General features: G+C 59.6%; 11 protein-coding genes and 1 riboswitch. Of the genes, 6 read left to right on the plus strand and 5 right to left on the minus strand.

Features of this window, described 5'->3' with window-relative positions:
* Positions 1 to 33 precede the first annotated feature (33 nt).
* The 5 genes from AR456_RS13420 to AR456_RS13440 all read right to left on the minus strand — a co-directional run bounded on the left by AR456_RS13420 (position 34) and on the right by AR456_RS13440 (position 7078).
* Positions 34 to 810: an enoyl-CoA hydratase-related protein gene (locus AR456_RS13420; protein WP_021818862.1), complete on the minus strand. Its 777-nt coding sequence runs from the start codon at positions 808 to 810 to the stop codon at positions 34 to 36.
* Positions 811 to 989: 179 nt separating this feature from the next.
* Complete coding sequence (locus AR456_RS13425; protein ID WP_021818861.1) at positions 990 to 2618, minus strand: acyl-CoA synthetase; 1629 nt, start codon at positions 2616 to 2618, stop codon at positions 990 to 992.
* 109 nt (positions 2619 to 2727) lie between these two features.
* Positions 2728 to 4521, minus strand: a complete 1794-nt coding sequence (locus tag AR456_RS13430; RefSeq protein WP_021818860.1) for an acyl-CoA dehydrogenase — start codon at positions 4519 to 4521, stop codon at positions 2728 to 2730.
* A 201-nt stretch (positions 4522 to 4722) separates the two neighbouring features.
* The gene (locus AR456_RS13435) at positions 4723 to 6267 is read right to left on the minus strand and encodes an MFS transporter (RefSeq protein ID WP_021818859.1); all 1545 of its coding nucleotides are present in this window, start codon (positions 6265 to 6267) and stop codon (positions 4723 to 4725) included.
* A 154-nt stretch (positions 6268 to 6421) separates the two neighbouring features.
* Positions 6422 to 7078 (minus strand): class I SAM-dependent methyltransferase, encoded by a 657-nt coding sequence (locus AR456_RS13440; protein ID WP_236995507.1) that lies wholly within the window; start codon positions 7076 to 7078, stop codon positions 6422 to 6424.
* Positions 7079 to 7266: 188 nt separating this feature from the next.
* On the opposite strand from AR456_RS13440, the gene AR456_RS13445 reads away from it, so the two are divergent.
* From AR456_RS13445 to mdoH, 6 genes are all read left to right on the plus strand, one after another.
* Positions 7267 to 7653 (plus strand): VOC family protein, encoded by a 387-nt coding sequence (locus tag AR456_RS13445; RefSeq protein WP_021818857.1) that lies wholly within the window; start codon positions 7267 to 7269, stop codon positions 7651 to 7653.
* Between the two features lie 198 nt (positions 7654 to 7851).
* Positions 7852 to 8247, plus strand: a complete 396-nt coding sequence (locus AR456_RS13450; protein ID WP_021818856.1) for a DUF4870 family protein — start codon at positions 7852 to 7854, stop codon at positions 8245 to 8247.
* 2 nt (positions 8248 to 8249) lie between these two features.
* On the plus strand, positions 8250 to 9194 hold the full coding sequence (locus tag AR456_RS13455) for a lysophospholipid acyltransferase family protein (RefSeq protein WP_021818855.1): 945 nt from the start codon (positions 8250 to 8252) through the stop codon (positions 9192 to 9194).
* A complete protein-coding gene (locus tag AR456_RS13460) occupies positions 9191 to 9538 on the plus strand; it encodes a DUF4870 family protein (protein WP_021818854.1) in 348 nt (115 codons plus the stop codon). Before AR456_RS13455 ends, AR456_RS13460 begins: the two co-directional genes overlap by 4 nt.
* Before the next feature lie 250 nt (positions 9539 to 9788).
* Entirely contained in the window at positions 9789 to 11324 is a 1536-nt protein-coding gene (locus AR456_RS13465) for an OpgD/OpgG family glucan biosynthesis protein (protein ID WP_021818853.1), read from the plus strand.
* Positions 11314 to 13251 (plus strand): glucans biosynthesis glucosyltransferase MdoH, encoded by a 1938-nt coding sequence (mdoH, locus tag AR456_RS13470; protein WP_021818852.1) that lies wholly within the window; start codon positions 11314 to 11316, stop codon positions 13249 to 13251. The genes AR456_RS13465 and mdoH overlap by 11 nt, the downstream gene beginning before the upstream one ends.
* A gap of 128 nt (positions 13252 to 13379) precedes the next feature.
* Positions 13380 to 13532: riboswitch (TPP riboswitch) on the plus strand.
* Positions 13533 to 13577: the final 45 nt, after the last annotated feature.

A 13577-nucleotide genomic window follows, 5' to 3' on the forward strand; every position in this document is an offset into this window, starting at 1 on the left:
GCTGCTCGTAGCTCGTAGCTCGTAGCTCGTAGCTCACCGAAAATCGGGCTTACGCTTCTCGACAAAGGCACTCATGCCCTCACTCTGCTCCTCTCCAGCAAAACACAGCGCAAACAAGCTGGTCTCCAGTGCCAGAGCACTGTCCAGATCCTGATCCATTCCATCGTGAATGGCCTGCTTGGCGCTACGCACGGCACCGGGACCGTTACCGGTCAGCTGTTTGGTCAAGGTCTGGGCATACTCCTCCAGCGCCTGCTGGCTCATGACCTGGTTGACCAGGCCAATACGTAGCGCTTCCTGGGCATCGATCTTGCGCCCTGTCGTGCACAGATCCAGTGCCACGGCCGGACCGACTCGACGCGGGAGACGCTGTGTACCACCGAAGCCGGGAATCACACCAAGCAGCACCTCGGGTTGCCCGAATACCGCGTTGTCACTCGCGACTGCCCAATCACAAGCCAATGCCAACTCACAACCACCGCCAAGGCAGAAACCATTGACCAGTGCCACCACCGGCACCGGCAACGACTCCAGGCGCTTGATGGTACGCAGCGCCTGTCCAGCGAAATCACGCGCCTGTTGCGCAGACTTGTCACGCATCTCGGCAATATCAGCCCCGGCGACAAAGGACTTTTCACCGGCGCCGGTAATCAGTACCGCACGCAGATCACTGCGCCCTTCCAGTTCGACCAGGACCTGCTCCAGGGCCTCGATCACTGCGCTGTTGAGCGCGTTGAGTGAATTGGGGCGATTGATGGTCAGGCGAACGACGCCGCCGTTATCCTGCACTTCAACCAGTGACTCGCTCATCTCATTTCCTCGTGACAAAAGGTCTCTGCGACAACCGGTATGTCATCGCCATGCTCCAACCCTAACGAACGCTTGGTAGGTCAACAAGCCATACTTCCGGCCAGGGCCAACAGACACTCTTCCTTCATGGCATAACCACGCTGACACGGATGTGATGAACGCTGGCCCCTGTGTTCGTATCAGCCCGAACGTGCCTGATCGCGCAGCACGAACTTCTGGATCTTGCCGGTGGAGGTCTTCGGCAGTTCGCTGAACACCACGCGCCGCGGAACCTTGAAGCCTGCCAGTTTCTCCCGGCAATGGGCGATGATGTCGGCCTCACTGACCTCGGCACCAGATTTGAGTTTGACGAAGGCACATGGGCTTTCGCCCCACTTCTCGTCTGGCTGGGCAACCACCGCCGCCTCCTCGACGGCAGGATGACTGTAGAGCGCATCCTCGACTTCAATGGTCGAGATATTCTCACCACCGGAAATGATGATGTCCTTGGAGCGATCCTTGATCTCGATATAACCATCCGCATGCCAGACCGCGAGATCTCCGGTGTGGTACCAGCCTCCCTCCAACGCCTCGCGGGTCGCCTGCTCGTTCTTCAGGTAGCCCTTCATGGTGTTGTTGCCACGCATCAACACTTCACCGATGGTTTTTCCATCGCGAGCGACAGGCTCCATCGTCACCGGATCGGCAACGCACAGCGCTTCCATCAGGTGTCCCCGCACGCCCTGACGCGCCTTGATTCTTGCTCGCTGCTCCAATGGCAGCTCATTCCATGCCTCACGCCAGGCACAGACGGTGACCGGACCATAGACTTCTGTCAGGCCATAGACGTGGGTGACTTCGATACCCAGCTCCTCGACTCCGGCGATCACTGCAGCCGGAGGTGCGGCTCCCGCAGTGGTTGCCTTGACCGGATGATCGATCGCCTGACGTTGCGAAGGATCGAGATTGACCAACCCATTGAGAACGATGGGTGCGCCGCTGAAGTGGCTGACCTTCTCGCTGGCAATCAACTGCATGACACGCTGCGGCTCGACCTTGCGCAGACAGATATTGACGCCAGTACAGGCGGCAATACTCCATGGGAAACACCAGCCATTGCAGTGGAACATCGGCAACGTCCACAGGTATACCGGGTGATGCGGCATATCCCATTCGAGGATATTGCTCAACGCATTGAGGTAGGCACCGCGATGGTGATAGACCACGCCCTTGGGCTTGCCCGTGGTTCCGGAGGTGTAATTCAGCGAAATCGCATCCCACTCGTCGTCCGGTAGTTGATAGGGATAGTTCGCATCGCCTTCGGCCAACAGCGCCTCATACTCGATCTCGCCCAGCCGCTCGCCATCGGGCAGGAACTGCTCATCGGCCACATCAATGATCAATGGCGGCTCCGCCAGCTCGCTCACTGCGTCGCGAATCACCCCGACGAACTCAGGATCGACAAGCACCGCCCGCGCCTCAGCGTGCTCAAGCATATAGGCGATGGCCGCCGCATCGAGACGAATATTCAGCGTATTGAGCACGCAACCTGCAAGCGGCACACCAAAGTGAGCCTCGAACATAGCCGGCACGTTGGGCAGCATTGCGGCAACAGTATCGCCCTTGCCCAAACCGCGTTTTTCCAGAGCCGAGGCGAGCTGACGGCAGCGCCGCCAGGTCGTGGCCCAGTCGCGTCGGATATCGCCATGGACTACGGCAGGAAAGTCGGGGTAGACACTGGCGCTGCGCTCGATAAAGGTAAGTGGCGACAGCGCCACATGGTTGGCGGGCGTGCGCGGCATGCCCTGTTCGAAGGCCGAAAGACTCATGGCGTCAGTATCTCCTTGTCGTTGTGCTTGTCGTGGGCCCCATGCTCTGTCCGAAAGAATAGCTGGTCAGGAGTGGTTCACCGTCGCAGACAGTCAATCAAGATGGCGGCTACAGGCGAGAGGTGTCGAGTGCCAACAGAGAGTCGAAACCCGCTTCCATGACCTGTCGCTGAGCTCTTCCTACCGGCAGCCAGTGGTGAATAGCGAAATCCGCCAGCAAGAGCTTGTGGCGCAGATAATCGTCGTCTGCCCCGGCCTCGAGTGCCGACCATGCCTTCAGCGCACTGAGTCCCATCTGCCAGGCACAGAGAACATGACCGGTCAGCGCCAGCAACGGCGTTGCATAGGCCTGTACCGCATCGGCTCCCGTCTCCGTATCCGCGCCCTCTTCCAGTACGCGCGCCACACAGGCCTCAAGGTCGTCGACGCCCGCTCCCAGAGCCTTGCCGTGGCCTGCCAGAGCGGAGTGAGCGGCGAGCTGCTCGGCGACTCCACGCACCTCCTCAATGAGTCTGGTCAAGGCTGTTCCGCTATCGCGCTGCAACTTGCGGCCTGCCAGGTCCAGCGCCTGGATGCCATTGGTGCCCTCATAGATGGCTGCAATACGCACATCACGCAATAGCTGCGCCGCACCGGTCTCTTCGATATAGCCCATGCCGCCGTGAACCTGGACGCCCAGTGAGGTGATGTCGATTGCTTGATCAGTAGAGAACCCCTTGACCACCGGAATCAACACATCGGCTCGCGCCTGAGCCGCCTCGCGCCGCTCGGCATCCTCGTGATGACGTGCCACATCCAGTTCCGCCGCACAGTTCATTGCCAGCGCCCGCAAGGCATCGGTACGCGCGCGCATCGACAGCAGCATGCGACGGACATCGAGATGCTGGTCAATGCTGCAGGCATCACCACCACGCGCTGGCGGTGTGCGACCCTGACTGCGATCAGCGGCGTAACTGGCAGCATGCTGGCAGGCGCGCTCTGCGACGCCGATCGCCTGGATACCAACCTTGTGGCGCGCCTCGTTCATCATGGTGAACATATGATTGAGACCACGTCCCGCTTCACCGACCAGATAGCCGATGGCACCGTCCTGCTCACCGAAACTCAGGGTGCAGGTCGGGCTACCGTGGATACCCATCTTGTGCTCGATGGAGGCGCAGACCACATCATTACGCTGCCCCAGCGAACCGTCATCATTGACCAGCAACTTCGGTACCAGGAATAACGAGATACCCTTGTTGCCATCGGGAGCATCCGGGGTGCGCGCCAATACCAGATGAATGATGTTCTCAGCGGCGGAGTGATCGCCCCAGGTAATGAATATCTTCTGACCGAATAACCGGAAATGATCACCTTCCGGTACCGCGCGAGTCCGCACCTTTGAAAGGTCCGAACCGGCCTGGGGCTCGGTCAGGTTCATGGTGCCGGTCCAGCGCCCTTCTACCAGACTGGGGAGGTAACGCTGCTTCTGCTCTTCGCTACCATGATGGATCAGTGCTTCGATAGCGCCTGCCGTCAACATCGGGCATAAACCCAACGCCATATTGGCGCCATGCAACATTTCCTGTACCGCGCTGGCCACCACCTCAGGCAGGCCCTGCCCGCCCAGCTCCTCGGATACGCCAATACCGTTCCACCCCCCTTCTGCGTAAGCCTGATACGCCTCAGCAAAGCCATCAGGCAACGCCACGCTACCATCCTCACGGCGCTGGCAACCCTGACGGTCGCCACTGGCATTGAGCGGCGCCCAGATATCTCCGGCCAACTTCGCTGCCTCATCCAATACGGCCTCGAGCAGATCAGCACTGAGCTCGTTGAACGGTGGCAACGACAGCGCCCCGTGTTCAAGCAGGTGATCAAGGTTGAAGGCGATATCGCGAACCGGAGCAGAATAGGATGGCATGGGTACTCCCCGTAAAAGCGCCGCTTGTGAAAACGGCGCTTGTTGAATAGCGTTTTGTGAAAACAATACTTGCGATAGTAGTTTCCCTGGCCTCTGACCTCAATGCCCCCAAGGTCGCAGTCCTTGATCAGGTCTCATAACGCAGCGCGCCCCTACCGTGGCTACGGAGGGGCGCAAGGGAAAGGTCAGACTGTTCATGACTCAGCGGTGCGGTGAACTCGAATCGTCACCCTTGCGAGGCTCATCACTTGGCGAAGCATCCTCTGCCGAAACCGTTGTCTGCTCCCCGTCACGCCTGTTCGTGCCTTCACTCTCCGCCACTGCATCACTCTCGGTGGATATGTCCGGGTCTACGGACGTATCGAGCATGGTCTCCAGCACACCACCGTGGAAGCCATCGTCATCATAATAGGCGACGTACTGGTTCTCCTCACTCGGCGGTCCGACCAATGGCTCCGCCACTTCGACATCGGGCAGCACATCAGACAGGTCTTCCATATGCTCGTGCTCGCGAGCACCCAGCACCCACTCGTCGGTCACCGCAAGTTCAGCCCCCACTGCGGTATGCGTCGTCGAGGGCGAGAACGGCGCTACCGGCATCGGCGCCGGACGCATCAGACGACGCCAGATAAAGAATACCGCCAGCGCGACTCCCAGCCCCCCAAAGGCACCAAATAGAGCGGCATCGCCCATCGAGGCCATCAGCGGACTAACCGCGGAAGGGCTGATGGCAGAACCGATGGCGCTGGTCAGCAGAAGTCCCTGACTCATAGGCACCAAAGCCCCCGCTGGCGCGCGATCAGCAGAATGGCCAACGGACACGGGATACAACGAAAAGACGCAGCCCCCCAGCAGGAACAACGCAACCGCCACGCCTGACGGAGGCAACGGCACCAGCAGCACAATGGTCGACACCAGCGCGGTAAAGACCCCGATCAATATCAACACAAACTGACGGTCATGACGGTCCGACCAGCGCCCAACAGGATATTGCAACAGCATGGCACCAAGCACGGTGATCGCCATGAACTGGCCGACGCCAGCCACATCATATCCACTGCGCTGTAGATACAACGGCAACATGGTATAGACCGCAGCCGCCAGCATCCCTGACCCCAGGGCGCCAACGACTCCGGTAGGGGTCAGCGTAATCAGGCGAAACGGCGAGAGCGGTTCGGCCTTTTCGAGCAGAGGAGTAACACGCGGAATCATGGCCATGGGCAGTACCGACAACGAGGCCAGAATACCGACAACCATGAAAGGTGCTGCTGGCCCCATGTGCTGGACAACGCCCAACAACAATTGCCCAAGCACGCCAGAACCATAGAGGGCGATCATGTACAGGGCCAGCAATCGCCCGCGTACCCTGGAGTCTCCAGATGCCAGCAACCAGCTTTCGATGACGAGATACACCCCCACCGTGGCCCAGCCTCCGATCAGGCGCAACACAAACCAGGCAATGGGGTCATGGATCAGTCCCTGCAACAGTACGGTCACTGCGACCAGCGACGCGAAGCTACCGTAGGCACGAATATGGCCGATCGACAGCAACAAACGGTCGTTGAACATCGAACCTATGGCGAGGCCAATGAAATAAGCCGAGGATACCCAGCCCACCACCACCTGGGACTCACCGAATGCGTCGAGACTGATGGATACCAGACTGGTCAGGTATCCATTACCGATGCCGAGAATGAACAGCCCCAGCAGGGGGCCGATGGCCATGGCCAGGAGTTGAGGAGACATCAGGGCCTCTCTGATGCGGTGGGGATGACCTGCCCATCGAAAGGCACGGATATATTCTGGCGGCAATATACGCGCGTTCCGCGGTCTGTCAATCGCTTTATGTCAGTGCTGAATCCACCCTTCCGAGCCAACTCGGAACGCCCCTGGATCCGACTCAGAGCAACTTCTGAAAAAGCGCGACCTCACGCCCCGACAACGTCAGGCTCAGGCCATGCTGGCGGGCAAACCAGCTCAGACATGCATCACTGTAGAACACCACATGCGTGGGGTCTCGAATATAGTGCCAGTTGGCGAAGTCATCAGGCACACGCATGGTCATCAGCCCTAGCCAACCGCCGGGTTTCAGTTGAGAAACCAGTCGCCCAAGGGTCTCGCCGGGGGTAAACAAGTGCTCGGCAACCTCGGTGGCAGTAATGAAATCGTATTCCCGCAGCAACGCTTCGGGATTGGGATGAAAGAAGGGGTCATGAATGTCCATCGTAAACCCGGCCTCCTCGAACATCAGTGACAGGGTGGGACCTGGGCCAGAGCCGAAGTCCAGCCCCCGCGCCCCGGGAGTCAGATGCTTGCTCAGAGGCACCATCAAGCGTGCGAGGAACGCTCGGTAGCCGGGATCATCAGGACGGTTCTCGTGCTGATCATAGATGGCCTTCTCTGCCGCCGGGTCGAGACGCATTTCCGGCGCTGCTGCCACCAGATCACAACGATCGCAACGGAAAAATTCACGTTTGCCGTCATGGTGAAAGAACCGACTCGTACCACTGCTCGAACATAGTGGACAGATCGGCGTCGTGTCTCGAAGGGTCATCATGTTGTAGAGCCATCATGCGTCGTTGGTGCACAACACGATACCAGCGGCTCGTGGTGGCTCCCACAGGAACTCGCCACAACATCACCACAACATCACCACATCAAGTCAGCACCGGTGCAGACCCAACGAGACAGCCACCGCCACATCGGCGTATTCTCTTTGACTGAAAACCCGTTACGGAGAATGGCATGCTGTCAGGCCTCGATCATCTGGTCATTACCGTGACCGACATTTCTCGCGCCGTGGACTTCTATACCCGTGTCCTGGGCCTCGATGTGCGCTATCGCGATCGCGAGCGCGTCGATCTCATTCTGGGCGATATGGCTCTGAGACTGCATTGGACGGCTACAGACATCACACCGCGCGCCGCAACGCCTACCCCCGGCAGCCTCGACATCTGCTTCAGAAGTCAGCTCCCGCTGGAGGAAGTGCGCCGCCACCTTGATGCCCTGGAGATCGATGTCGAGCTGGGGCCAGTACCTCGGCAAGGAGCAGTCGGCATGCTGGAATCTCTCTATCTGCGTGACCCGGATGGCAATCTGATCGAGATCAGTCGGCCACAGAAAACCTGCTGATTTCTTTTCGGCACAGTCACAGCGGCTGGAATCCTCATCCTGTCGAGGTATTATTGGCGCCCCTGAAGCTACTCATTCACTGCCCGGGGCGCATTCCAGCATGCCAAACACACTGCCCAACACCGCAGGCACGCTGCTCGACACCTCGGTTGTCCTCGTACCTCGGGCAAAACAGGTCCGTCACCATAGGGAAATGTCATGAGCGGTAACGAACTGAAACCCCATGAACCTCAGGTAGAGCCTCGGGAACCGGATCCCGACGAAGCGCCTGTTGATACCACCATGGCCCTGGTGAGCTATGGCCTACTGCTGGCACAGCCATTCACTGCCTTCACCGCTCTCATCAGCGTAGTAATCGCCTACATCTATCGCGGCAAGGGCCCCGCCTGGTTGGATGACCACTACCGCTACCAGATTCGTACCTTCTGGATCGGGCTGCTGTATGGCTTCATCTCCTCGGTGCTGGTGCTGGTAGTGATCGGCGCACCACTCCTGGTGGCGGTAGTCGTGTGGCTGATCATTCGCTGTATCAAGGGCTTCAAGGCACTCCAGGAGCGCCGCTCTCCCGATAACCTGGAAAGCTGGCTGATCTGACCATGACAATATCTCCCTTCCAGCGCTGCCAGGCCTGGGCGGTCGCTCGTCTCTGGCAGCTGCTGTCCCACGCATCGCCTGCCCGGCTCTGGTTGTTCAGCAAGTTGTTGGTGGCCTCAATCAGCCCACTGCTCAAGCGGGAGCGCGCCGTCACTCGCGTCAACCTGGAAGTGGTCTACCCCGACCTGTCATCCCGGGAACGCGCCGCCCTGGCGCGAGACAGCTTGCGCCATTCCACGGCAACCATGCTCGAGTTGGGCTTTGCCTGGCAGGGTGATGAAGACAAGGTGGCAGCAAGTATTGTGGAAGTTCATGGTCAGGAACTGCTGGAAGACGCCCGTCAGTCCGGCCAGGGTGCGATCGTGCTCGCACCGCACTTCGGAAACTGGGAAGTGCTCAATTTCTGGCTGTCCAGACACTTTCCCTTCACGGCCATGTACGAGCCACCCAAGCTTGCCCCGCTCGACCCCATCATTCGTGCAGGACGTGAGCGCTGTGGTGCCAGTCTGGTGCCGACCAACCCTCGCGGCGTGGCGGCTCTGCTCAAGGCACTCAAGCGCGGCGAAGCGGTAGGTATTCTGCCGGATCAAGAGCCGGACTGGGGCAGTGGCGTCTTTGCCCCCTTCTTCGGTCGCCCTGCCTATACCGCGACCTTGTTGCCCAAGCTGGTGGCGCGTACCAGTGCCCGAGTCGTCACAGGTGTGGCGCTACGGCGGCCGGGACGCGGTTATGCACTGCACTTCCTCGCCGCCGATGAGCGCGTCTATTCCAGCGACGAAGTCACTTCATGCAGCGGCGTGAATGCCAGCGTCGAAGCCGCCATCGCCCTGGAACCGGCACAGTATCAGTGGGAATATAAACGCTACTCCAAGACTCTTCAGGAACAGCGCGAGGATCCGGATTTTCGCCGCCACCGGCTGTACAGCAAAAGGAACCTGCACGGATGAGTACCAGTCCCGCCGCCGACAACCGTGTTCCTCAGGTGCTCTATGCGCTCTATATGCTGGGTCTGGTCAGTGGGTTCATCACCACCCTGATCGGGCTGCTCGCCGCGTATATCTATCGCCGTGATGCTGCGCCCTTTCTCGCTGAGCACTACCGCTTCCTCATTCGCACCTTCTGGATTGGTGTCGCTTACAGCATCGCTGCCGCGGTTCTCAGTTTCACGATCATCGGCCTGGCGATCCCCGCCGTGGTATTGCCCATCTGGCTGGTGATTCGCTGTATCGTCGGCTGGCACGCGGTCCATCGCAACCTCCCCCCGACACGTCCCGATAGCTGGCTATGGTAGCCACCAGGTCCGCAACCGCTTTCTGATATCACCTTTCCTTACAATAATGTCTCCAAAATACGACATTGAACCCTGGGAAAGGTTGCCGCTCGAAAGTTGAATGAAGCCAATCGTTATTGCATATATCTTTACGACGAATAGGCTAGAACCAATAGCGACGTCCGCCTCGCTGCCGACACGACCTCCATATCGTGTAGCGGCGGTTCGGTGTGAGACGTTCGCAGCCCGTGAATGCAAGGAGTGCACCCCGATGAGATTGCTACGCCGTCTGGCGTTGGCCATGTTTGTTCTAGGAAGCAGTACGCCAGTACTGGCAACCACCCCTGCCGCACTGTTCGACCAGGTAACGGAGCAGGCACGTGACCTGGCAAACGAAGAGTGGCAAGCGCCCAATACTGATATGCCCAGTGAATTGAGCGATATGGACTATGACCAATATCGACAGATTCGCTATCGTGACGATCAGGCGCTATGGGGTGACAGTGGCCTGTTTCAGGTTGAGCTGTTCCATCCGGGCTTCCTCTATCACCAACCTGTAGCCATCAATGTGCTGGAGAACGAAGCCGTTCGTGAGATTGCCTTCGACAGCCAACGCTTTCGCTATGACGACGACGCTGCTCCGCTCGAGAAACTCGATCTTTCCGACCTCGGCTATGCCGGTTTCCGTCTGCACTTTCCTCTGAACGAGACAGACTATCGCGATGAGTTCGCGGTATTTCTCGGTGCATCCTATTTCCGACTGGTAGGACGCAACCAGGGGTACGGACTCTCTGCACGCGGACTGGCCATCGATACCGCCGCGCCGGAAGGCGAGGAATTCCCTTACTTCCGGGAATTCTGGCTGGTGCGCCCTGCCGAGAATGCCAATCACATGACGGTATTTGCACTGCTCGACAGCGAGTCGGTGACAGGTGCCTATCGCTTTGACATTACTCCCGGCAAGCGTACCGAAATCGTCACCGAGGCTCGCCTGTTTGCCCGACAGGATGTCGGCAAGCTCGGCATTGCTCCCTTGACCAGTATGTTCATGCACGGCGAGATGCAACGCCGCGACACGGATGACTACCGTCCTCGCGTCCACGACTCCAGTGGTCTACTGATGGCGACCAGCCGTGGAGAGTGGACCTGGCGGGTACTGTCCAACCCACAGCGTCTCCAGCTCTCCAGCCTGCAGGACACCTCACCCAAAGGCTTCGGCCTGGTGCAGCGTCCCAATGACTTCAGTGCCTACATGGATATGGAAGCCCGCTATGACCAACGCCCGAGCCAATGGGTCGAGCCGCTGGACGAGTGGGGAGAAGGGCGCGTAGAGCTGGTCGAGATCCCGACCAACAATGAGTTCAATGACAACATCACTGCCTATTGGGTCCCTGCCACACCGCTGAAGGCCGGCGAATCGCGGACGTTCCGCTACCGCACCTTCACCTTCGGTGAACCGATCAACGAGCCACTGGCCCGTGTCGTACGTTCCCGTCAGGGCTGGGGGGGATTTCCGGGACAGAGCGACCCGCCCGCCCGCAGCCTCCGCCACTTCGTGGTCGACTTCCGTGGTGGTGAGCTGGATGGCCTGGATCCCAGCCAGCCAGTGGCCATGACTCTGACCTCTACCAGTGGTGAAGTCCTTGAGCAGAAGGTTCAGCAACTTCCCGATGGAGAGACCTGGCGTGCCAGCTTCGAGCTGCAACCCGAAGATGGCAAGCCGGCGGATATGCGCCTGACACTGGATCTCCACGGACAGCACCTGACCGAGACCTGGAACGCCATCTGGAACCCCAATGAAAGCTGACATCAACCATCAAGCCGCGCCCTGGCCACGACTGCGTCGTCTGGTCGTGGGCCTGGCGATCGCGGCGACCAGCATACTGGGGGTGTGGACCATGTTCCGCATCCTGCATGTCGAAGGCATCACGCCGCTTGAGCTGACCATCCTGGTACTGTTCGCGATCACCTTCAGTTGGATCACGATGGCCTTCTGGAGTGCCGTAATAGGCTTCGTGCTCAACCTGCTTGGTCTGGATCCACTGTCGTTGCGCCGCCGTCCACAGGGTCCCATGCGGCCAGTAGACTCGGAGTCTCGTACAGCGCTGGTAATGCCGATACATAACGAAGACGTGGCTCGTGTGGCCGCCGGACTCGAAGCCACCTGCCGCGACCTGCCCCGCGCAACTCCCGGTATGCAGATCGAAGCCTTCGTGCTCAGTGACAGCACCGACAGTGACATCGTTGCCCAGGAAAAGGCAGCTTTCGCCGAGCTGCAGCAACGCCTCGCGGACCATTGCCGAGTGCACTATCGCCACCGCAACAGCAATCAGGGTCGCAAGGCCGGTAATCTCGGTGATTTCTGCGAGCGTTGGGGCGCCCATTATGACTTCATGCTGGTACTGGATGCCGACAGCCTGATGAGTGGCGACTGCATCATCGAGTTGATCGACGAGATGATGGCCAATCCGCGTCTCGGGCTGTTGCAGACCGTGCCGATTCCGGTCCGTCAGCATAGCCTGTTCGGCCGCGCCAACCAGTTTGCCGCCTCGCTGTATTCTCCTATGCTCGCCACAGGGCTGAGCTTCTGGCACACCACGGCGGCCAACTATTTCGGGCACAACGCCATCATTCGTGTGGAAGCCTTCACCAACCATTGCGGTCTGCCAGAGCTGACCGGCAAGCCACCGCTGGGTGGCGATATTCTCAGCCATGACTTCGTCGAGGCGGCGCTGCTGCGCCGTGCCGGCTGGCAGGTGCGGATGCGCACTGACCTGCGCGGCAGCTACGAGGAAATGCCCAGCCATGTGCTTGATTACGCGAAGCGTGACCGTCGCTGGGTTCAGGGCAATCTACAGCACCTGCGTCTACTGCACGGCCATGGCCTGCACTTTCTCAGCCGACTGCACTTCTTCTGTGGCGCGCTGGCTTATCTATCCTCACTGGTATGGCTGTCGATCCTGGTCATCAGCACCATCGATGCCCTGATTCGAGCACTGGTGCCGCCCAACTTCTTCACCTCCAGTTCCCAGTTGTTTCCCAACTGGCCGATAGCACCACCCAACCTGATCATGCCCTTGCTGATCGGTACTCTGGCGATGCTGCTGATGCCCAAGGTACTCGGGCTGATCCTTGGCTTGATTCGTGAGCCACAAGCCTATGGTGGCCGCTTCAAACTGTTCATCAGTATGTTGCTGGAAAGCTCGTTCGCCATGCTGATCGCACCGATGATGATGGTCTTCCATAGCCGCTTCGTTCTCCAGGTGCTGACCGGCCGTACCGTAGCCTGGGACTCTCAGTCTCGAGAGGGACGTGCTCTACCCTGGCGGGAGGTCTGGCGACACAGCTGGTTGTGGGCCTTGATTGGCGCTGTCTGGGCACTCGCCACCTGGCGTTACACGCCGCAATTCTTCCTGTGGCTGACGCCGGTCTGGCTGGGTCTGGTGCTTGCCGCTCCGCTGATACGCTGGAGCAGCAGCCTTACCATTGGTCGACGCCTGGCCCGCGCAGGCTTGTTGAAGGTGCCGGAAGAGACCCAGCCTCCAGCGGTGGTGGCAGAACTCGACATTACCGAACTGCCTGCTCCGGGTGCAGAACCCGCAACGCCACCCGAAGAAGTGCCACATGAAATGCCGGTACAGTCCTTTAGCCGGCCCAACGGCACCGATGTTCCGGCCTGGTATGAGGAACGGCGCCGGATGCGTGCCAACAAGCCCCACTCCATGAAACCCTGAAACCCGACGCAACCGGGTATCCGCTGGCAGGGGAGAGACGTCCCCCTGCCGAGCCAACCTCCCTTCTGGCCCATTTGTGCACGCAATGGGCTTTTATCTGCCGATACTCAGGTGCTATGCTGCCCTCGACACGCTTGACGGGGTGCCGGTCAATCCGGCTGAGATGGCGCAGGTCATTCGGCATGTAGATCAATATCCTGCATGGCTGAATGCTCGCAGCGCTGGTCCCGTGGAACCTGATCCGGTTGATACCGGCGTAGGGAATCGAGCGGTGGCTGGCGCTGGTCGTATTCCCTCTGCGCTGCCCTCCTCCTTCTCTCGAACGC

Origin of the sequence: Halomonas huangheensis (assembly GCF_001431725.1) — a bacterium.
GTDB classification, from domain to species: Bacteria; Pseudomonadota; Gammaproteobacteria; order Pseudomonadales; family Halomonadaceae; genus Halomonas; species Halomonas huangheensis.

Coding starts and splice junctions, on each gene's coding strand:
- AR456_RS13420 (WP_021818862.1), bottom strand. CDS start 810: ATGAGCGAGTCACTGGTTGAAGTGCAGGATAACGGCGGCGTCGTTCGC.
- AR456_RS13450 (WP_021818856.1), top strand. CDS start 7,852: ATGAGCGGTAACGAACTGAAACCCCATGAACCTCAGGTAGAGCCTCGG.
- AR456_RS13440 (WP_236995507.1), bottom strand. CDS start 7,078: ATGATGACCCTTCGAGACACGACGCCGATCTGTCCACTATGTTCGAGC.
- AR456_RS13465 (WP_021818853.1), top strand. CDS start 9,789: ATGAGATTGCTACGCCGTCTGGCGTTGGCCATGTTTGTTCTAGGAAGC.
- AR456_RS13425 (WP_021818861.1), bottom strand. CDS start 2,618: ATGAGTCTTTCGGCCTTCGAACAGGGCATGCCGCGCACGCCCGCCAAC.
- AR456_RS13445 (WP_021818857.1), top strand. CDS start 7,267: ATGCTGTCAGGCCTCGATCATCTGGTCATTACCGTGACCGACATTTCT.
- AR456_RS13455 (WP_021818855.1), top strand. CDS start 8,250: ATGACAATATCTCCCTTCCAGCGCTGCCAGGCCTGGGCGGTCGCTCGT.
- AR456_RS13460 (WP_021818854.1), top strand. CDS start 9,191: ATGAGTACCAGTCCCGCCGCCGACAACCGTGTTCCTCAGGTGCTCTAT.
- AR456_RS13435 (WP_021818859.1), bottom strand. CDS start 6,267: ATGTCTCCTCAACTCCTGGCCATGGCCATCGGCCCCCTGCTGGGGCTG.
- AR456_RS13430 (WP_021818860.1), bottom strand. CDS start 4,521: ATGCCATCCTATTCTGCTCCGGTTCGCGATATCGCCTTCAACCTTGAT.
- mdoH (WP_021818852.1), top strand. CDS start 11,314: ATGAAAGCTGACATCAACCATCAAGCCGCGCCCTGGCCACGACTGCGT.